The sequence below is a fragment of the Algibacter pacificus genome (genome assembly GCF_008033385.1).
GTDB classification, from domain to species: domain Bacteria; phylum Bacteroidota; class Bacteroidia; order Flavobacteriales; family Flavobacteriaceae; genus Algibacter; species Algibacter pacificus.
The window spans coordinates 125813-145545 of sequence record NZ_VOGY01000009.1 but is presented as its reverse complement, the minus strand read 5'-3'; the positions used below and the strand labels follow the sequence as shown (position 1 = coordinate 145545).

Annotated in this window: 17 protein-coding genes; 9 read left to right on the top strand and 8 right to left on the bottom strand. The window is 34.3% G+C overall.

Going from position 1 to position 19733, the window contains the following annotated elements; translation table 11 throughout:
- Positions 1-59: 59 nt before the first annotated feature.
- The 8 genes from FQU21_RS14110 to FQU21_RS14075 all read right to left on the bottom strand — a co-directional run bounded on the left by FQU21_RS14110 (position 60) and on the right by FQU21_RS14075 (position 10739).
- Positions 60-1100, bottom strand: coding sequence for an NAD(P)/FAD-dependent oxidoreductase (locus FQU21_RS14110; protein WP_147678653.1), 1041 nt, complete (start codon positions 1098-1100; stop codon positions 60-62).
- A gap of 80 nt (positions 1101-1180) precedes the next feature.
- Positions 1181-2071 (bottom strand): type IX secretion system ring subunit PorN/GldN, encoded by an 891-nt coding sequence (porN, locus tag FQU21_RS14105; protein ID WP_147678652.1) that lies wholly within the window; start codon positions 2069-2071, stop codon positions 1181-1183.
- A gap of 71 nt (positions 2072-2142) precedes the next feature.
- Positions 2143-3702, bottom strand: coding sequence for a type IX secretion system motor protein PorM/GldM (porM, locus tag FQU21_RS14100; RefSeq protein WP_147678651.1), 1560 nt, complete (start codon positions 3700-3702; stop codon positions 2143-2145).
- A gap of 47 nt (positions 3703-3749) precedes the next feature.
- Positions 3750-4397, bottom strand: coding sequence for a type IX secretion system motor protein PorL/GldL (gene porL, locus FQU21_RS14095; RefSeq protein WP_147678650.1), 648 nt, complete (start codon positions 4395-4397; stop codon positions 3750-3752).
- 31 nt (positions 4398-4428) lie between these two features.
- On the bottom strand, positions 4429-5784 hold the full coding sequence (gene porK, locus FQU21_RS14090; protein WP_187269388.1) for a T9SS ring complex lipoprotein PorK/GldK: 1356 nt from the start codon (positions 5782-5784) through the stop codon (positions 4429-4431).
- 163 nt (positions 5785-5947) lie between these two features.
- Complete coding sequence (locus FQU21_RS14085) at positions 5948-7114, bottom strand: formimidoylglutamase (protein WP_147678648.1); 1167 nt, start codon at positions 7112-7114, stop codon at positions 5948-5950.
- A gap of 116 nt (positions 7115-7230) precedes the next feature.
- A complete protein-coding gene (gene topA / locus FQU21_RS14080) occupies positions 7231-9750 on the bottom strand; it encodes a type I DNA topoisomerase (RefSeq protein WP_147678647.1) in 2520 nt (839 codons plus the stop codon).
- 203 nt (positions 9751-9953) lie between these two features.
- Complete coding sequence (locus tag FQU21_RS14075) at positions 9954-10739, bottom strand: hypothetical protein (protein WP_147678646.1); 786 nt, start codon at positions 10737-10739, stop codon at positions 9954-9956.
- 297 nt (positions 10740-11036) lie between these two features.
- On the opposite strand from FQU21_RS14075, the gene miaB reads away from it, so the two are divergent.
- The 9 genes from miaB to lpxD all read left to right on the top strand — a co-directional run bounded on the left by miaB (position 11037) and on the right by lpxD (position 19497).
- Positions 11037-12476 carry a tRNA (N6-isopentenyl adenosine(37)-C2)-methylthiotransferase MiaB gene (gene miaB, locus FQU21_RS14070; RefSeq protein ID WP_147678645.1) on the top strand — a complete coding sequence of 480 codons (1440 nt, stop codon included), beginning with the start codon at positions 11037-11039 and terminating at the stop codon, positions 12474-12476.
- Positions 12477-12576: 100 nt separating this feature from the next.
- Positions 12577-13845: a sigma-54 interaction domain-containing protein gene (locus FQU21_RS14065; RefSeq protein WP_147678644.1), complete on the top strand. Its 1269-nt coding sequence runs from the start codon at positions 12577-12579 to the stop codon at positions 13843-13845.
- 61 nt (positions 13846-13906) lie between these two features.
- Positions 13907-14413, top strand: a complete 507-nt coding sequence (gene lptE / locus FQU21_RS14060) for an LPS assembly lipoprotein LptE (protein ID WP_147678643.1) — start codon at positions 13907-13909, stop codon at positions 14411-14413.
- Between the two features lie 71 nt (positions 14414-14484).
- Entirely contained in the window at positions 14485-15438 is a 954-nt protein-coding gene (locus FQU21_RS14055) for a hypothetical protein (protein ID WP_147678642.1), read from the top strand.
- Positions 15438-15797, top strand: a complete 360-nt coding sequence (gene secG / locus FQU21_RS14050) for a preprotein translocase subunit SecG (RefSeq protein ID WP_147678641.1) — start codon at positions 15438-15440, stop codon at positions 15795-15797. Before FQU21_RS14055 ends, secG begins: the two co-directional genes overlap by 1 nt.
- Positions 15798-15947: 150 nt before the next feature.
- On the top strand, positions 15948-16223 hold the full coding sequence (locus FQU21_RS14045) for a co-chaperone GroES (protein WP_042498021.1): 276 nt from the start codon (positions 15948-15950) through the stop codon (positions 16221-16223).
- 34 nt (positions 16224-16257) lie between these two features.
- Complete coding sequence (locus FQU21_RS14040) at positions 16258-16608, top strand: four helix bundle protein (RefSeq protein WP_147678640.1); 351 nt, start codon at positions 16258-16260, stop codon at positions 16606-16608.
- Positions 16609-16647: 39 nt separating this feature from the next.
- Positions 16648-18282 (top strand): chaperonin GroEL, encoded by a 1635-nt coding sequence (groL, locus tag FQU21_RS14035; RefSeq protein WP_147678639.1) that lies wholly within the window; start codon positions 16648-16650, stop codon positions 18280-18282.
- 219 nt (positions 18283-18501) lie between these two features.
- Positions 18502-19497, top strand: coding sequence for a UDP-3-O-(3-hydroxymyristoyl)glucosamine N-acyltransferase (gene lpxD / locus FQU21_RS14030; protein WP_147678638.1), 996 nt, complete (start codon positions 18502-18504; stop codon positions 19495-19497).
- Positions 19498-19733 lie beyond the last annotated feature (236 nt).

Sequence of the window (19733 nt, the reverse complement as noted above, 5' to 3'; positions counted from 1 at the left end):
CAATCCCTAACGCAAACCAACCTGCCTAGTTTAGTTACAAATCTAAAATGGTAGTTTATTTAATTAAACCGGTCAATATTAATTTCAGGTTCTAATGGTGTTTCTAATTCAATATATTCAAAAAGCGCTTTAGCCACATAAGGACCAATCATAACACCACGTGTCCCCAAACCGTTTAAAACATACATATTAGCCTGTGTATTATGCTTTCCTACCAGCGGACGTCTATCTTTAACTGTAGGTCGAATTCCTGCAACTTGATTTACCACTTCAAAATTGCAATTAATCACTTTTTTAAGTTTTTCTAAAAGGTTTATTCTGGCTTTATCCGTAATTTCATGAGTAGTATCACTCCAATCGTAAGTAGCACCAACCGTATATAAATGATCTCCCAACGGAATTAAAAACACACCTGCTTTCAATACAAAATTCATATTTAAATTAGGTGCATGTATGGTAAGTAACTCGCCTTTGGTGGGCACCATCGGTAAGTCACTAAAAAACGGATTTTTAACCACTCCAAAACCTTCTGCAAAAACGATATGTTTTGCCTTTATGCTATTATAGGTAACCCCATTAACATGGGTTAACAATAGCTCATAATCAAAAGTAGTTTTGAATAAAATTTCAGAATTAAACAAATGTGCTTTATAAGTTTCAATTAAAACTTTTACATCAATTCGACCTGTGGTTAAAACCTCTCCAAACCCAAATGAGGCATTGATAGCAGCGTTATCATTTTTAACTAATTTAGTTGAAAGATAAGCAGACAACCTAGGTTTATCTGATGCAGAAAACCAATCGTTCTGCTCTTCTAAGGAAGCAAATTTTCGATAAACAGGAATTTTATAATCTAACTTTACCCCAAGTTCTTTTTCTATATTTTTATACAAAGGCAAAGCCAAATTAAGCTGTTCCTCACTTTTCCAAACAGAAGTAAAACGCTTTAAAACAACCGGGTTATACAAACCTCCTGCCACAGTAGACGATTGTTGTGATGCATTATCAAACACCACAAAACGCTTGTTGTTTACTTTTAATTGCTCGCAAAAACTAACACCTGCCAACCCTATACCAACAACTATATAATCTACTTCCATACCTTAAGTTATATATTAAATAGACAAAAAAACGTTCACTAAAAAGTGAACGTTCCGTATATTTTAGAATTAATGTGGTATTAATACGCCCACATATCCGATTCAAAATCTCTAATTTTATCTTTTATTCTTTCTGATTCTAGTAATTGCATAAGCGCATTATCTTCCACGTATTCCGTAATAGTTCTATCGTTTTGAATATTTTCTTCCTTATAAATATAACCTTGGAAACGACGTGAATTTAAAATATGATCGAATGAAAATCTTGAGGCACTATTTTTACTATTAAAAGCTTTTGCTTCGTGTAAAACTTCACGCGCGTCCGGATAAAACACCCAAAACAACTCTACTAAATCTGGATTCTCATCATCAATAAAATTGACGTCTGGTGCTACTGGAGCAATACCTAATAAACGGTATTTTAATTCCGATTGGCGTTTATCAAAATACCATAGTCCTTTTATATGATATTCCCGAATTTCAGCAGCCGATATGTCACGCCTATCAATATATTCTGCAGATAAAGATTCTCCCATATTTATTTGTTCAATACCCACCTCGGTTGTATCTACTCTTGATAATGTTGACTGAATATCTTTTAAAGTTCTTTTACCATTAAAATAAGAATCATCATAAACATTTTTTATTCTACCATTTTTAATGTTTGTCATTAAAACATCATATAAAGATCTTCTGTCTCGACTTATATTATTAGTATCAATAGGGTAATACAAAGGAAAATTAACACGTTCATCCAACACAATTTTTTCCCAAGTCATTCTAGAAAATAGAATATCCCGATCTGCTACATAACCATATTCTAAAGGCTTATCGTTACTAGCAATTTTTTGCGCATCTGTAAGCACCCCTATTTCTTCTGGGCTTTTTGCATTTAAGATATTTGCCTGCGCAAACACCCCAGATATGGTACAAATAGCTGTTATGGTTAATAAAAAATTTTTCAAATTCATGTACTTACTATTTATGGGTTTTTATGAAATTTCAAAATACAGGTCCGTTCTACACGTACTTAATTCCTGATCTAGTTAGTAAGCTCAACAATAATTGGCGATACTTTTTTAAGTAATATACTAACCCCTGATGCTTTGGCTTGGATATCGAAAATGGTAACATCCGAACCACGTTTAGCTTTACGCAAAACACTTTTTGCTCTACTATCTAATTTACTACCACTAACACTGATAGTTGGTTGCCCTGGAACTTTAAATTTAAATCCAGTAACTCGCAATGGTAATTCAAAATCAAAATCATCAAACTGAGCTCCTATAGTTGAAATTTCGAGACTATTTCGTTGCATTTTAACAGCGCCACTTTCTCCTCTTACTGTTCCTGTAGGTTTTGGTAAATCTTTAATTCTAAATTTAGCATTATCACTAACTTTACCTCCATCTGGCAAGACTCCAGTTACATTAATGGTTACCTCTCTTCCAGAAATGCCTTGTGCATTCATGATATAGCGACTTCCACTTTTACGTGATAAGCCTGGTGCACTTGCTGTAACTTTATTATCTGGAATTCCTGCAAACGATATAGTCATTGGGTTTTGCACTCCTCTGTAAACCACGTTCATTTTATCTGCAGAAATAGTTGCTGCATTGGGTTTAGAAACGGTAGCAAAAGATGATTTTACTGGTACAGGAATTTCTTCACCATCTTGAGAGAAAAACAAGGTTCCTTGGATGCTATGCTCACCAACACTACCAGTGCCAATGTTAAGTTTTACTTTTCCTCCTTCAACAGTATATTGGTTTTCTGTTAGTGCTCTACCATCTAATGTTAATTCAACTCGGCTCGGTTTTGTAGAGGCATCCGTACGACCTAAAACAATTTCTCCATCGAACTGCTCACCATTAAAATAAGCAGATTTCGTGGTTTCCATTATAGTGGTGTAATTTGTCATGGAAAGTTCATTAGAAAGCGTTCCTTGCAACATGTTACTTAAAATTTCAGATTCGGTTGTTTTAATATCTGCTTGTAACTGCGTCATTTTTGTTAAAGAAGCCACCAACGGAAAGCCTTTATAGTTATGATCTAGCCACTCTACTGTACCTGCTCCTCTTTTTACATCATCTGTAGCAAATTTTTCTTTAACAGTTTTCAAAACGGCTTCCATCCCCTTGTCGTCTCCTAATAAATTAACAATCCCTTCTCGAAAGGTTATTATTTGATTTTTAAAGGCTTCACCTTCTGGTTTTAACTTCCCGCCTTTAAAAAAATATTCATCTAAAAAATCCCCTTTATCCATACTTTCGTATTCTTCAGGATTATCAACAGAAGCTTTCATTTTTTCTTTTAAATCGGCAATATAATTATCAAAATCCTTTGCTAATTTATCTAAAGCTTCTCCTTTAGATTTCATTAAACCAAATTTTTCTGGTTGCTCTTCTGCTTTAAGATTTAAATTTTCAACAAAACTTTTTATACGAAGTTCCGCAGATTGGTTAGATTCATTTAATCTTTCATTCATTAATCCAAATGCCGAAAGCACTTCCTTTGACATATTTAGCGCTAACATTGCGATAAATATTAGATACATTAGATTAATCATTTTCTGCCTTGGTGATAATTTTCCGCCAGCCATAATTCAATTAGTTTATTAGGTTAATAATTTTTAGGATTAACCCCAAACTATTTATTCATTGCAGATAACATACCTCCATAAACACCGTTTAATGATGATAAGTTTGATGCTAAAGATTGCATTTGCTCCTTTAATTTAGCAGCATTTTCTACAGCTTCCTCATTTATACTTGCTTGACGACTTGCATGTTCAACCTGTATTTTGTATAAACTATTTAAGGATTCCATTTGCGCTGCAGCCAATGACATTTCTTCGCTATATTTCTTTTGTGCAGCAATACCATCTACTGTTGGAGAAATCCCTTTTGCAGCACCTTCAAAATTTTTAATACTTTCGCCTAAACTAGCCATTAAATTAGAGTCGATTTTTGCTTCTTTTAATAAGCCATCTAATTTTTTAGATAACAAGCCTTCGGCATCGGTAGTGGCTTCTTTTTGCTTCTTTTTATCTGCCGCTTGCCCCCCTGTTAATTCTGGGTATACTAAAGCCCAATCTAACTCATCGTCTACAGGTTCAAAAGCTGAAAGCGCAAAAATAAACGCTTCAGTTACTAAACCAATTGTTAAAAGCATGTTTCCGTTTAACGGTCCAAACTCCATATGTGTAATTTTAAATAATGCTCCAAGGATTACTACTGCTGCCCCTAACCCGTAAGCCATATTCATAAACCTTTTACCTGCTTTTGATTTCGCCATTTTTTTTAATTTAATTTTTTAGTATTATTTTTTATTTTTTTTGAACTACTTGCGCACCAATATAATCTTGAACGGTTCTAAAACCGATATAACTTCGTGCTGAATCGGCATATTCATAATCTCTAGAACCTACTTGTAAAAAGTATGCTACATCTTTCCAAGAACCTCCACGAATAACTTTACGCTTATTGGCAGGATCATTAACACTCGGGTTAATACTTGATGAGTACTCATACGATCCTTGATCATAAGATGAGTTTACCCATTCAGATACATTACCAGCCATATTGTAAAGATTATAATCATTAGGATCGAAAGAATTTGCTTCTAATGTATATAAAGCATCATCGGCACCATAATCGCCTCTTAAAGGTTTAAAGTTTGCCATAAAGCATCCTCTATCATTTTTAGTATATGGTCCTCCCCAAGGGTAAGTTGCTCCTTGCAAACCACCTCTTGCGGCATACTCCCATTCGGCTTCCGACGGCAATCTAAATGCATTTACATATTCTGCATTTGCAGATTTTTGATATGAATTTTTATTTAATGTTCGCCATTCGCAAAATGCTTTAGCTTGCTTCCAGCTAACACCTACAACCGGATAATCGTCATAACCAGCGTGCCAAAAATAGTTGTTATGTCTAGGTTCATTGTATGAATATTCAAAATCTCTTATCCAAACTGTGGTGTCTGGATATACCATAATTTCTTCTTTTATAATAACATCTTCACGTTTAATTCCTCTATTTCTAGCGGCTTCTTGAATATCCATATAACTGTATTGGAATTTAAATTTTTTTACATCCCAAGTACGTTGTCCATTGTATGAAGCTTCTAAAGACAAATGCATACTATCCATAACTTCAGCATACCATACATCTGGATAATCCTCGGTATCAAAAACTAATTCAATATCTTTATTTAGTTTTCGCCCTTCGTACCCTGTAGGTCCCAATCCTGTATAATTATCGAACATATACCTTTCGTATACCGACATATCTGCTGTATCTGCATCTTTAAAAGCATACTCTCCAATACCTCCATCTTCTGGGGTCATTCCTATTTCATCTGCTAGTTTTGCCAGGTTCATTCTTAATGTAGAGTCTCTTACCCAATTAACAAACTGGCGGTATTCACTATTTGTTATTTCCGTTGCATCCATATAAAAAGAATGTACGGATACTGTTTTTGTAGGAGCGTCCTGTACACCTGCTAAATCATCATCTGCATTTCCCATAATAAATGCACCGCCAGGAATAAGCTCCATACCAAAAGGCTTTTCTGGATGCCATGTTTTCCCTTTCACACCAACTAGTTCTCCTCTATCTGTTGAGTTGCAACTAGCCATAAGTGCAAATACTGCGGTTAATAATATAAACTTCTTCATAATCATAGAAAACTCTCGGTTAATTATTTAAGCCCTAATTTTTGTGAGCGTAAACTTATTTATATATTTTTTTAAAAACAATTTTTAAATAAAAAAACTACTCTACATTGCTAAATAGTAATAATTCCTTTATTAAATATTTGTTTTTACTAAGTATTTCTTGTTAAATACTATTTTTCCGTATAGCTTTATACCAACGTTCTGGCACTATATTATTGCAAGCATCTTTATAATCTTGATGCATACAGGGTAATAACGTATGCCTTTTTAATTTATTATTAACATTTGATAAAAAAGGTATTTCTATCCACCACCTCCCTGTTTTTATACTCTTATAGAAAATTAGTTCCTCAGAATCTATTAAAGTAATGAATTTTTGATAGGTATTTTCATCAGAAAAATCATCATCTTTTATTCGATAGTTTACACCTTCAATAAAGTACCATAGCACTTGAGCTACCAACATCGCTGTCATGTCATCGTCACTAGATTGTTTATACTCATAAATACCAAAGGAAGATACTTTATTACTAATACCAGCATATCTTGCTATGGCGCAAATTTCTTTACCATCGAGGCCGTTTGGCGACATCTTTTGATTTGCACTAACCTCGGAAGCTTTAACAGCTCCAAGATCGATACTTACAATATTAGCATCTCGTAAAACAGGTTCTACTATAGTTATATCATGCGAGACTTGCCCTAATCTATACGACTCAAAATACAGACTATCCATCAAATCTATTTCTTCTTGCGAATTAAAATAAGTTTGATAACCTACTGTGGAATAATTAAAAAGATTATAAGGTTGATCTAAAATAATTTTACCTACAAAACTATTATTTTTTATAGGTTTTGTAGAATCGCCTAAATCGAATTTACTATCAATATTTACAATATTTACCATTGGTGCCAAATTATCATAAGCACGATAATTAGCATAGGTCAGGTCTTGAGATCCTCCTAAAATGACCGGTATTATATTTTTTTTAATTAAAATACTGATGGTTTCTTTTAAAGCAAAATAAGTATCCTCTACACTTTCTCCTTGTTCAATATCGCCCAAATCGGCAATAATAACATTCCAACTTCCTGGAAACAGGCTATAAAACGCATTACGAATTTCATCCAAATCGAATGATTCTCCTATATAATTAAGATCATTTCTATTTTCTAAAACGCCAAGAATTGCTATTTCAACATCCTCTAAATCTGGAATGCCATGTTGCGCAGAATGAACTTTTATCTTTCGACCCAAAGCTTGAACCGAAAGTAACTCATTATGAGCCAATACAAAGTCTGATACGGGAGACAGAAAATTAAAATTCATTAAAGTTTAGTAATTAGTCCTTTTTGCTATTATACAATAGTAACAATAAAAAAAGAAAATAAACACGTTAAATATAAAAAAATAACATTAAAAATATCCTCTATTATTTATAAATTCTATTTCTTTTTTGTTGCCGTTTTTCTCGTTGATGTTTTTTTAGGCGCTGCTTTTTTTCTTGTTTTTTTCTTAGGAGTATTAGCTTCTATTATTTTAGCAGCTTCTTCTAAGGTCATTTCGGTAACATCAACTGTTTTAGCCAGCTCTACTTTCACTTTACCTTTTATCACATTATGTCGTCCCCAACGTGCTTTTTCTACACGGATACCTTCATCTTCCCAATTATGAATAACCTTATCAATTTCTTTTTGAATTTTCACTTCAATAAGTTCAACAATATCATCATCGGATAAATTATCCCAGTCGTATTTTTTATTGACATTTATAAACATATTGTTCCATTTAATATATGGCCCAAAACGCCCTTTACCTTTTTGAACAGGCAAATCTTTATACATATAAATTGGAGCATCTGCCTTTTGTTTTTCTTTTATTAAAACAATAGCATCGTCTAGCTCCACACTTAAAGGATCTGTCCCTTTTGGAAGCGATACATAAGCAGCTCCAAACTTTACATATGGTCCAAAACGTCCGTTATTCACAACAACGTCTTCATTTTCAAAAGTTCCTAATTTTTTAGGTAATTGAAATAAATCCATCGCCTCTTCAAAAGTAATAGAATTTAATTGTTGGTCTGGGCCTAAACTGGCAAACTGGGGTTTTTCTTCATCGTCTACGGTTCCTAATTGAACCATAGGCCCAAATTTCCCTAAACGCACACTAACGCGTTTCCCTGTTTTAGGATCTTCACCTAAAATACGCTCTCCAGATTCTCTATCGGCATTTTCTTTAACATCTTCTACTATAGGGTGAAAATTATTATAAAACGATTTCATCATTTTTTTCCAATCCTCTTTCCCTTCAGCTATTTCATCAAAATCGGCTTCTACTTTTGCTGTAAAACTATAATCTAAAATAGACTCAAAATGATTCACTAAAAAGTCGGTTACAATCATTCCAATATCGGTTGGAACTAACTTCCCTTTATCCGATCCTACTTTTTCAGTTAATACATTATCTGCAACAACACCATCTTGAAGTTTCAATTGCGAATAATTACGCGCTTCACCTTCAATCGTTCCTTTTTCAACATAATTTCTATTCTGAATAGTTGAAATGGTTGGTGCATACGTAGACGGACGACCAATACCTAATTCTTCCAATTTCTTCACTAAAGACGCTTCGGTATATCTAGCTGGCGGACGCGTATAACGTTCGGTTGCCGTAATATAACTATTAAGCAATTTTTCGTTGGTTTTCATAGCCGGAAGCATACCATCTTGCTCGTCTATATCTTCATCATCGGTACCTTCTAAATACACTTTTAAAAATCCATCGAAAGTAATTACCTCACCGTTTGCAGTAAAGGTTTCTTTATGTGTTGATGCACTAATTTTAACATTGGTACGCTCTAATTGAGCTTCACTCATTTGCGAGGCAATAGCTCGTTTCCATATTAAATCGTATAAACGTGCTTGATCATAATCGATATCTACCGAGTGTACTGCAAAATTTGTTGGACGAATGGCCTCGTGAGCCTCTTGTGCACCTTTAGCTTTTCCTTTATAATTTCTAGATTTACTATATTGATCTCCATAGGCTTTTCTAATTTCAGCCTCTGCGCCTTTTTTAGCTTCGTCAGATAAATTTACACTATCTGTTCTCATATAAGTAATTAAACCTGCTTCGTAAAGGCGCTGTGCCATGGTCATGGTTTTACTTACCGAAAAATATAATTTTCTGGACGCTTCCTGTTGTAATGTAGAGGTTGTAAACGGAGCTGCTGGCGATTTTTTAGCTGGTTTTTTTTGTAAATCGGCTACTTTAAAATCGGCAATAGCATTTTTCTCTAAAAACGCTTGAGCTTCTTTTTTTGTTGAAAAGTTCTTCGGAAGTTTCGCTTTAAATGATTGTCCATCTTCATTTGAAAATTCGGCATCTATCCTATAAGAAGCTACTGGTTTAAACCCTTGAATATCGCGTTCTTTTTCAACAATTAACCGAACAGAAACCGATTGTACACGGCCCGCAGATAAGCCGCCTTTTACTTTTCTCCATAATACCGGAGAAAGCTCGTACCCTACAATTCTATCCAATACACGACGCGCTTGTTGTGCATCTACTAAATCGTAATCTATTCCACGTGGATTTTCAATAGCTTTTAAAATAGCAGTTTTTGTAATTTCATGAAAAACAATACGTTTTGTTTTGTCTTTATTTAATTTTAGCGTCTCGGCTAAATGCCATGCAATAGCTTCCCCCTCGCGATCCTCATCACTTGCCAACCAAACCATTTCGGCTTTCTTTACTAAGTCTCGTAATTTTTTTACTACTGCTTTCTTATCTGTTGAAACTTCATATTTGGGATCGAAATTACCTTCTACATCAACCCCTAATTCCTTGGACGGTAAATCGGATATATGTCCAAAACTAGACTCTACTTTAAAATCCTTTCCTAGAAATTTTTCAATGGTTTTTGCTTTTGCAGGTGACTCTACTATTACTAAATTCTTCGCCATAAATCATTTTTTAAGGCTACAAATGTATATCAAAAAAAGTTTATCTACCTAATTTCAAACATTATCTATATATTTTTTAAATAATAAACCCCACTTTTAACACTATAAAAGCAGGGTTTATTATTTTTATTTTTTTTAGCGGCTTCTAATTATTTTAAACAAAAGCCTATGTACGCACTCCTTAATATACAGGTATTGCTTTTTTAGTCCTCTACCTGAGTTCCTATTTCTTCAATAACACTATTTACATTAAAGCCAATCACTTTTTTATAAATTAAATACATAGGATGAAATAAAAAGGTTTGTAAAAACAATGAGCCAAGACCACAAGTCATCATAGACAATACCATAACCCCCATATAACTCACAATAAACAAGCCTAAACTTATGCCCCATTTTTTTGTGCCTAATTTAAAACTTGCTTTTACAATTTCTCCTGTAGTTAATTCGGAATTAAAAGCAAAAAACACCATAAAATAAGATATTGGAATAATAGTATAAAGCAATGGCAAATAGCACAAAAGCGCCGATGGCACAACGATAGCTATAGAAATCAACATTAAGGTAAACGCTTTACTTAAATATTTTCCTTTTACAAAATAGAAAAAATCTGAAGTTTCTACCACTTCATCATAATCCATACGTTTCATAATTCTGAAAAAAGACGCATGCAAAGCCATAGAAACGGCTCCTAAAACAAAAATAGCAACCACTACAAAAACAATATACAACACTGAGAGTCCGCCTAGAAAATTCTCTAAAGCTTCTTCTCCGTTTCCGCCTCCATTTTGTTGAGCTACGGCTAAACCTATAATAGGAATATAAACCATAATAATGATTGGCATCATAACAAGCATGGAAAATAACTGCAATAAAAAACCTTGCACCCAGGTTTTCTTAAAAAGCTCTATGGATTCACTAAAAATAGTACCAAAATCGAGTTGCCTGGCATTATTAATTTTCTCTATTAAATCGGTTAGTGTATTCATTCTAAAAATTAAGTTAATATAAGTAGACGTCAAAAGTAATCCAATTTATTGAAAGAAAAAACCCAGACAAACCAATGATTAAAACTTATCAACCAAAAGACGAGAACCCTAAAACAAATAACATTTCATCTCAATATTATTAAAAAAATGAGTCTGAAATTCAATTTTTATTATTTAAAAATAACACCCGAAAAAGTGAGAATAATAGCTTTTAAATTAAAACTGCCACTTTGTCACAAAACATAAATAAATTGTATCTTTGCACACTTATTGAACGATTTGAGTTTCTAGCAAACTATGGAAAAAATTATAGACGAAAATAAACAAGGCCAATCTTTAACGCTTGAACAGAAAGCAGGCAATACCCGCAAACTTTTTATTGAAAGCTACGGCTGCTCAATGAATTTTAGCGATAGTGAAATTGTAGCTTCAATTATGAAAGATCAAGGTTTTAACACCACACAAAACCTAGAAGAAGCCGATTTAGTTTTAGTAAACACCTGCTCTATTCGTGATAAAGCCGAACAAACGGTACGCAAGCGATTAGAAAAATATAACGCCGTAAAACGTGACCTAAACCCAAAAATGAAAGTGGGTGTTTTAGGTTGTATGGCCGAACGCTTAAAGACCAAATTTCTTGAAGAAGAAAAAATAGTCGATTTAGTAGTTGGCCCGGATGCATACAAAGATTTACCAAACCTTTTAGCCGAAGTTGATGAAGGTCGAGACGCAATAAACGTTATCCTTTCTAAAGAGGAAACTTATGGCGACATTTCCCCGGTACGATTAAATTCTAACGGCGTAACGGCTTTTGTTTCCATTACCCGTGGCTGCGATAATATGTGTACTTTTTGTGTGGTACCATTTACTAGAGGCCGTGAACGTAGCCGTGATCCGCAAAGTATTTTAGAAGAAATTAACGATTTATGGAACCGCGGATTTAAAGAAATAACCCTCCTTGGGCAAAATGTAGATAGTTACCTTTGGTATGGTGGCGGACTTAAAAAAGATTTCGTAAAAGCCAGCGATATGGAAAAAGCGACCGCTGTAGATTTTTCTAAATTACTAGAACTTTGCGCTAAAGAACAACCTGGTATGCGCATTCGTTTTTCAACATCGAATCCGCAAGATTTAACTTTAGATGTCGTTAAAACTATGGCGAAATTTGATAACATTTGTAACCATATTCATTTACCAGTCCAAAGTGGAAGTAATCGTATTTTAAAAGCAATGAACCGTTTACACACGCGTGAAGAATACTTCGAATTAATTGATAACATTCGTCGTATTATTCCAAATTGTGCTATTAGTCAAGATATGATTGTAGGTTTTCCAACAGAAACCGAAGATGATTTTCAAGATACCGTTTCCTTAATGGAATATGTAAAATACAATTTTGGTTATATGTTTACTTATTCGGAACGCCCAGGAACTATGGCCGGACGCAACATGGAAGACGATGTTCCGGAACCTGTAAAAAAACGTCGTTTACAAGATATAGTAGATTTACAACGTATTCATAGTGAAATAAGAACCAAAGAACACTTAAATACTATTGTAGAAGTTTTAATAGAAAAAGAATCGAAAAAATCTGCCGAACAATGGTCGGGACGCACCTCGCAAAATATTGTTTGCGTGTTCCCTAAAGGCAACTTTAAGGTAGGCGATTTTGTAAAAGTAAAAGTTAATGATTGTACTAGCGCCACGCTTATTGGCGAAGGTATCGAGTTAAGTTAAAACATATATAGATGCAATAATCAAGAATTAAAACTATTGATTATTACAATAAAACATAAAGCACAGACACTTTAGTCCTAACTTTTGAATTAAAAAAAACATGGAATCAGTTCAAGCAATAAAACAACGTTTTGGCATTATAGGTAATACACCAACGCTAAACCGCGCGATAGAAAAAGCGATACAGGTTGCCCCAACAGATATTTCGGTTTTAGTAACCGGGGAAAGTGGTGTTGGAAAAGAAAGTATTCCTAAAATAATACATCAATTATCACACAGAAAACACAATAAATACATCGCAGTAAATTGCGGTGCAATACCCGAAGGAACGATAGATTCGGAACTTTTCGGACATGAAAAAGGGGCCTTTACAGGGGCTTCACAAACCCGAGAAGGCTATTTTGAAGTGGCCGATGGTGGTACCATTTTTTTAGATGAAGTGGGAGAACTCCCCTTAACCACGCAAGTCCGACTTTTACGTGTTTTAGAAAATGGCGAATTCTTAAAAGTTGGTTCCAGTAAAGTTCAAAAAACCAATGTGCGTATTGTGGCCGCAACAAACGTAAATATGTTTGAAGCCATAGAAAAAGAAAAGTTTCGTGAAGACTTATACTACCGTTTAAGCACCGTAGATATAAACTTGCCACCACTTAGAGAACGCCCAGAAGATATTCACTTGTTGTTTAGAAAATTTGCCAGCGATTTTGCACTCAAATACAAAATGCCAACTGTAAAACTAACGGATCCGGCCGTACAAATCCTTATAAAACACCGTTGGAATGGTAATATCCGTCAGTTACGAAACATTGCCGAGCAAATCTCGGTATTAGAACAAAACAGAACTATAAACGCCGATACGCTTAAGGGGTATTTGCCTGCTTCGGGAACAAATTTTCCAGCCGTTATAAAAACATCGAAATCTGAAAGTGATTTTAGTAGCGAGCGTGAAATTCTTTATAAAGTCCTTTTTGATATGAAAAGTGATTTAAACGACTTAAAGAAACTCACCATGGAACTGATGAAACATGGAAACACGAAAGATGTTGAAAAAAACAACGAAAGTTTAATTCAGAAAATTTACAGTAATGATGACGAAGAAGTGCTTGATTTTGAAGAAAGTGTAACTAATGCCGAATTAATTTCAATTCCAGAACACACATCAAACCTTGATGACCCCGTAACTTCGCAAGACAAATACCATTTTGCTGAAGAAATTGAAGAAGAAGAAACCTTATCTATTCATGATAAAGAATTAGAATTAATTAAAAAATCGTTAGAACGTCACAGCGGAAAACGTAAATTAGCCGCAGCAGAACTCGGTATTAGCGAGCGTACTTTATACCGTAAAATTAAACAATACGATTTATAAAAAGACGTTAATAAAAACACATGTTTACCAAAAAAGCAGACATGGATTTATAAAGCAAAAAATGAAACAAGCAAAATATATCATTATCGCATTAACTATGGCAACCCTAACAAGTTGTGGTATTTACTCCTTTACAGGAGCTTCTATTTCTTCAGATATTAAAACCTATCAAGTTAATTATTTCGAAAATAATGCCCTTTTAGTAGAGCCAGGTTTAAACCGTGATTTTAAATTAGCTTTGGAAGATTTAATACAAAATCAAACCAACCTAAACCTCGTTACATCCAATGGCGATTTAGTATACGAAGGCGAAATATCAAATTATAGAATATCACCAACTACAGCAACCTCATCAGACGTTGCGGCACAAAACAGACTAACCATAGGGGTTAAAATTAGATTTTTTAATAAAAAAAATCCAGACGACGATTTAGAACAAAGTTTTACCTTTTTTTACGATTATGCTGGCGCAGAACAACTTGTGGGCTCCTTAAAAACAACAGCTCACGAAGAAATATTTGAACGTTTAACACAAGATATTTTTAATGCCACACTTGCTAAATGGTAAAGTATCATTACAATAACGATGCTGTTTAAAAAAAACCATATCAAACTAATAAAAAAAATTTGGCTTAGCCAATGAACCAAACCGCCTTTACATATTTGCTGCAACACCCAGAAGCTATTAACCACGAGAAAACCGAGGCTATTCAGTCTATTTTAGAAGCTTATCCTTATTTTCAATCGGCAAGAGCTATTCATCTTAAAGGGTTAAAAGACCAAGGTAGCTTAGCATATAATCAAGCACTAAAAACAACGGCGGCCTATACTACCGATCGTAGTGTTTTGTTCGATTTTATTACTTCAGATCATTTCATTCAAAATGAAATTTCGCAACATATTAAAAAAAACAATTCTAATTTAAATGATATAGAAATCGATATTGAAGATATTAGCATCAACAAAAACCTAACTATCGATGATACCTTAAAACAACAAATAGAGGACACAACAGGTGTTTTAGACCCTTCTCTTTTTCAACCTAAAGAAACTCAACCGGCAAAAGAAATAACGACAGTTTTAAACGAATTAGAAAAATCTGAAAAAACAGAAACTTCCACCGAAGACATCACCTCTAAAAACAACACACCAGAAGCAGTGTTAAATTTAGGCCAACCGCTTCCGTTCGATAAAAAGGAATCGCACTCCTTCAATGAATGGCTAAAACTTACAAAATTTAAACCCATTGAGCGAAAAACTGAAGTTGAAAAAAAACCTGTTAAAACAAAAACCAGCAACCCCTTAGAAATTGAAAAAAAGTTCGATTTAATAGATAAATTCATTACAAAAAACCCAAAAATAAATCCAACAAAGCCCGTTTCATTAAAAGGTAATTTGGCCAAAGTGCAATTAATGCAGCCAGAGACTTTAATGACTGAGACTTTAGCGCGTATTTATGTCGAACAAAAAAATTATTCCAAGGCAATTCAATCTTATAAAATTTTAAGTTTGAAATATCCAGAAAAAAGTGGTTTCTTTGCAAACCAAATTAGGGCAGTAGAACAATTACAAGAACAAAATAACAAGAAATAATGAGTACGTTTACAATATTTTTAGCATTAATAGTTGTGGTAGCATTTTTACTAATTGTAGTAATCATGGTTCAAAACCCAAAAGGAGGCGGATTATCTTCTTCATTTGGTGGTGGTGGCACACAGCAATTAGGCGGTGTAAAAAAGACAACCGACTTTTTAGATAAAAGCACATGGTATTTAGCTACATTTTTGTTAGTATTAATATTAACATCAAACATAGCCATTAACAAAGGGGACACTGCTTTAGAATCTAAAGCATTAGATAGTACTGATGCACCTAGCACACAACCATTGCCAACAGCTCCTACTAATACAGCAAACGATGCTGCGGCAACACTAAAAGATAGTGTAAACTAATTACACAAAACATATTTAAAGTCTTAAAATGCCAACTTATACAGTTGGCATTTTTTATTTCTGCAAGTTTGTCAGTCTATTGCTCTTGGCATATTTTTCGCTTACTATTACAGCATTAATAATAATTTAATTAATTAAAATAATATAAAAATGAGCTTAAACATTAAACCATTAGCAGACCGCGTTCTTATTGAACCAGCTGCCGCTGAAACAAAAACAGCTTCAGGAATTATTATTCCAGACAATGCCAAAGAAAAACCACAAAAAGGAACTGTTGTTGCTGCAGGAAAAGGCACCAAAGACGAGCCTATTACTGTGAAAGTTGGTGACACTGTTTTATATGGTAAATATGCAGGCACAGAACTAAAATTAGAAGGTACCGATTATTTAATTATGCGTGAGAGCGATATTCTTGCGATAATATAAATAACTTTAAGCACTGCGCCTTAAGCTTTAAGCGATGAGAGATTTCAAAAAATACGATATTTGGAAATTAAGTCATGTATTTACCTTAAAAATATATGAACTCACCAAATCTTTTCCTAAAGAGGAAATTTATGGTATGATTTCTCAAATTCGAAGAGCATCTTCTTCCATTCCAACAAATATAAGTGAAGGATGTGGCAGAGATACTGATGCTGAATTCAATCGCTTTTTAACCATAGCTTTAGGTTCGGCCTCTGAAGTTGAATATCTTATCTTACTTTCAAAGGATTTAAATTTCATAAATGAAAACTCTTTTTTAGAATTAGATAAAGATATAAATACCATTAAACGAAAAATATATTCATTAAAACAAAAATTAAACTAACGCCTAAAGCATAAAGCTTAAGGCATAAAGCATAAAAAAATGGCAAAAGATATAAAATTTGATATTGAAGCACGCGACGGATTAAAACGTGGTGTTGATGCATTAGCAAATGCAGTAAAAGTAACGTTAGGCCCTAAAGGACGTAATGTAATTATCAGTAAAAGTTTTGGTGCACCACAAGTTACTAAAGATGGTGTATCTGTAGCGAAAGAAATTGAGCTTGAAAACCCATTAGAAAATATGGGGGCACAAATGGTTAAAGAAGTTGCCTCTAAAACTAACGATTTAGCTGGTGATGGTACAACTACTGCCACCGTATTAGCGCAAGCCATTGTAAAAGAAGGTTTAAAAAACGTTGCTGCGGGTGCTAACCCAATGGATTTAAAACGTGGTATTGACAAAGCTGTTGAAGCCATTGTAGAAGACCTAGAAAAACAAGCTAAAAAAGTAGGTAACTCATCTGAAATGATTAAACAAGTTGCCGCTATTTCTGCAAATAATGATGATACTATTGGCGAATTAATCGCTACAGCTTTTAGCAAAGTTGGTAAAGAAGGTGTTATTACTGTTGAAGAAGCTAAAGGCATGGAAACTTATGTAGACGTTGTTGAAGGTATGCAATTCGACCGCGGATACTTATCGCCTTACTTTGTTACCGATGCTGATAAAATGATTGCCGATTTAGAAAATCCATACATTTTATTGTTCGACAAAAAGATTTCTAACTTAAACGAAATTCTTCCAATTTTAGAGCCTGTTGCTCAATCTGGTCGTCCTTTATTAATTATTGCTGAAGATGTTGACGGGCAAGCCCTAGCTACTTTAGTAGTAAATAAATTACGTGGTGGATTAAAAATCGCTGCTGTTAAAGCGCCTGGTTTTGGTGATCGTCGTAAAGCGATGCTAGAAGATATCGCTATTTTAACTGGTGGAACTGTAATTTCTGAAGAAAGAGGTTTCACTTTAGAAAATGCCGATTTATCTATGCTTGGTACTGCTGAAACAGTAACTATTGATAAAGATAACACGACTATCGTTAACGGTTCTGGTGATGCTGAATCAATTAAAGCTCGTGTAAATCAAATTAAATCTCAAATTGAAACAACCACTTCAGATTACGACAAAGAAAAGCTCCAAGAGCGTTTAGCGAAGTTAGCGGGTGGTGTTGCTGTACTTTATGTTGGCGCTGCAAGTGAAGTTGAAATGAAAGAGAAAAAAGACCGTGTAGATGATGCTTTACACGCAACTAGAGCAGCCGTAGAAGAAGGTATTGTTGCTGGTGGTGGTGTTGCATTAGTAAGAGCTAAATCTGTTTTAGAAAAACTTACAACCGATAACTTAGACGAAACTACAGGAATACAAATTGTAGCCCGTGCTATTGAAGCACCTTTACGCACGCTTGTTGAAAATGCAGGTGGAGAAGGTTCTGTTGTGATAAACAAAGTACTAGAAGGCAAAAAAGATTTTGGTTTCGATGCCAAATCTGACACCTATGTTGATATGCTTAAAGCTGGTATTATTGATCCTAAAAAAGTAACGCGTGTTGCTTTAGAAAATGCCGCATCTGTTTCTGGAATGATTTTAACCACAGAATGTGCGTTAATTGAAGTTAAAGAAGATGCCCCTGCTATGCCTCCAATGGGAGGTGGTGGCGGTATGCCAGGCATGATGTAGTCATGATACCAAACCATAATAAAAACGCTTTTTCCATACTTTTGGAAAGAGCGTTTTTTTATATTCTAAATAAAAGTAAAACAGTTTCTAATTTTTTAAAAATATCATTCATAACCAAAACACACCATCCTCAATTTTAAAGATATTTATATAATACCACTCGATTTCATTTTTTTAAGTTAGATTTACGAATACTAATCAACTAATCATTATAAAAATTTGAAAACGTCATATACTATTGAGGAAATTAACGAGGTATTAAAAGGTGAATTAATAGGCCATACAACTCAAGACATAAAAGGACCAGAACAATTACAACAAGCAAACAGCAATCATATCACTTTCGTTGGAAGTGTTAAATATATCAAGTTTTGGGCCAACTCAAAAGCATGTGCTGCTATAGTAAACGATAATTTAAAAATTGAACCCGGCGATAATCGCGCTATTATTAAAGTGAAAAACGCCGATTTAGCCATGGCTAAAATACTAGAGCTATACAATCAACCCGCTCCTGTTTTTGATACCGATATTCACCCAACCGCTGTGGTGCACGAAACAGCAACCATAGGAAACGGTTGTAAAATTGGTGCTAACTGCTATGTTGGTAAAGATGTAGAATTAGGTAACGAGGTTATTCTATATCCTAATGTTTGCGTTTTCGACGAGACCGTAATTGGTGATAAAACCATAGTGTGGTCGGGAACCGTAATTCGTGAGCGCTGTATTATTGGTAGTAACTGTATTTTCCATACCAACGTGAGTATTGGTGCCGACGGGTTTGGATACAGACCAAGTGACGATGGTAGAGGCTTGGTTAAAATTCCACAAATAGGAAATGTTATTATTGGACATTTTGTGGAAATTGGTGCAAATTCTTGTGTCGATAGAGCCAAATTTAGTTCCACCATTATTGGCGATGGCTGCAAAATTGACAACCTTGTACAAGTCGCTCATAATAGTGTTATGGGACGTTCTTGTATTATGGCTGGACATAGTGGATTGGCAGGTTCTGTAACTTTAGGCGATGGTGTTATTATTGGCGGAAGCGCTTCTATAAAAGACCACACTAAAATAGATTCTGGTGCCACCGTAGGTGCGGGATCGGGCGTGATGAACGATGTAAAAGCCGGACAAACCGTTTTAGGTTATCCTGCACAAGATGCTCGCGATATGCTGAAACAATGGGTAGCTATGCGTAGATTGGTAAAAAAATAACGTGTTTGTATATGGTTTGTTGCGTGGTTTAAGCATCTAATATAGTAAATAAAAACCGAATAGAAAATCCGCGAGGATTTTCGTAAGTAGGCTAGAACCAGCAATAAATTATATATAGCGGTTTGTAATAAGCTTTTAAAACAGGCTTTTGCTATCGCAAAATCTGGTCTAACCTATGATAATAATTATAGAAGTGTTTTAGTGAAAAGTTAATGAGGTTTTACTTGTTTTTTACC

Bases quoted from the DNA above. Each gene is read 5' to 3' on its own strand.
- FQU21_RS14040 (WP_147678640.1), top strand. From the start codon at position 16,258: ATGAGAGATTTCAAAAAATACGATATTTGGAAATTAAGTCATGTATTT.
- secG (WP_147678641.1), top strand. From the start codon at position 15,438: ATGAGTACGTTTACAATATTTTTAGCATTAATAGTTGTGGTAGCATTT.
- FQU21_RS14045 (WP_042498021.1), top strand. From the start codon at position 15,948: ATGAGCTTAAACATTAAACCATTAGCAGACCGCGTTCTTATTGAACCA.
- FQU21_RS14065 (WP_147678644.1), top strand. From the start codon at position 12,577: ATGGAATCAGTTCAAGCAATAAAACAACGTTTTGGCATTATAGGTAAT.
- porN (WP_147678652.1), bottom strand. From the start codon at position 2,071: ATGAATTTGAAAAATTTTTTATTAACCATAACAGCTATTTGTACCATA.
- FQU21_RS14055 (WP_147678642.1), top strand. From the start codon at position 14,485: ATGAACCAAACCGCCTTTACATATTTGCTGCAACACCCAGAAGCTATT.
- FQU21_RS14085 (WP_147678648.1), bottom strand. From the start codon at position 7,114: ATGAATTTTAATTTTCTGTCTCCCGTATCAGACTTTGTATTGGCTCAT.
- porK (WP_187269388.1), bottom strand. From the start codon at position 5,784: ATGAAGAAGTTTATATTATTAACCGCAGTATTTGCACTTATGGCTAGT.
- porM (WP_147678651.1), bottom strand. From the start codon at position 3,702: ATGGCTGGCGGAAAATTATCACCAAGGCAGAAAATGATTAATCTAATG.
- miaB (WP_147678645.1), top strand. From the start codon at position 11,037: ATGGAAAAAATTATAGACGAAAATAAACAAGGCCAATCTTTAACGCTT.
- porL (WP_147678650.1), bottom strand. From the start codon at position 4,397: ATGGCGAAATCAAAAGCAGGTAAAAGGTTTATGAATATGGCTTACGGG.
- topA (WP_147678647.1), bottom strand. From the start codon at position 9,750: ATGGCGAAGAATTTAGTAATAGTAGAGTCACCTGCAAAAGCAAAAACC.
- FQU21_RS14110 (WP_147678653.1), bottom strand. From the start codon at position 1,100: ATGGAAGTAGATTATATAGTTGTTGGTATAGGGTTGGCAGGTGTTAGT.
- FQU21_RS14075 (WP_147678646.1), bottom strand. From the start codon at position 10,739: ATGAATACACTAACCGATTTAATAGAGAAAATTAATAATGCCAGGCAA.
- groL (WP_147678639.1), top strand. From the start codon at position 16,648: ATGGCAAAAGATATAAAATTTGATATTGAAGCACGCGACGGATTAAAA.
- lptE (WP_147678643.1), top strand. From the start codon at position 13,907: ATGAAACAAGCAAAATATATCATTATCGCATTAACTATGGCAACCCTA.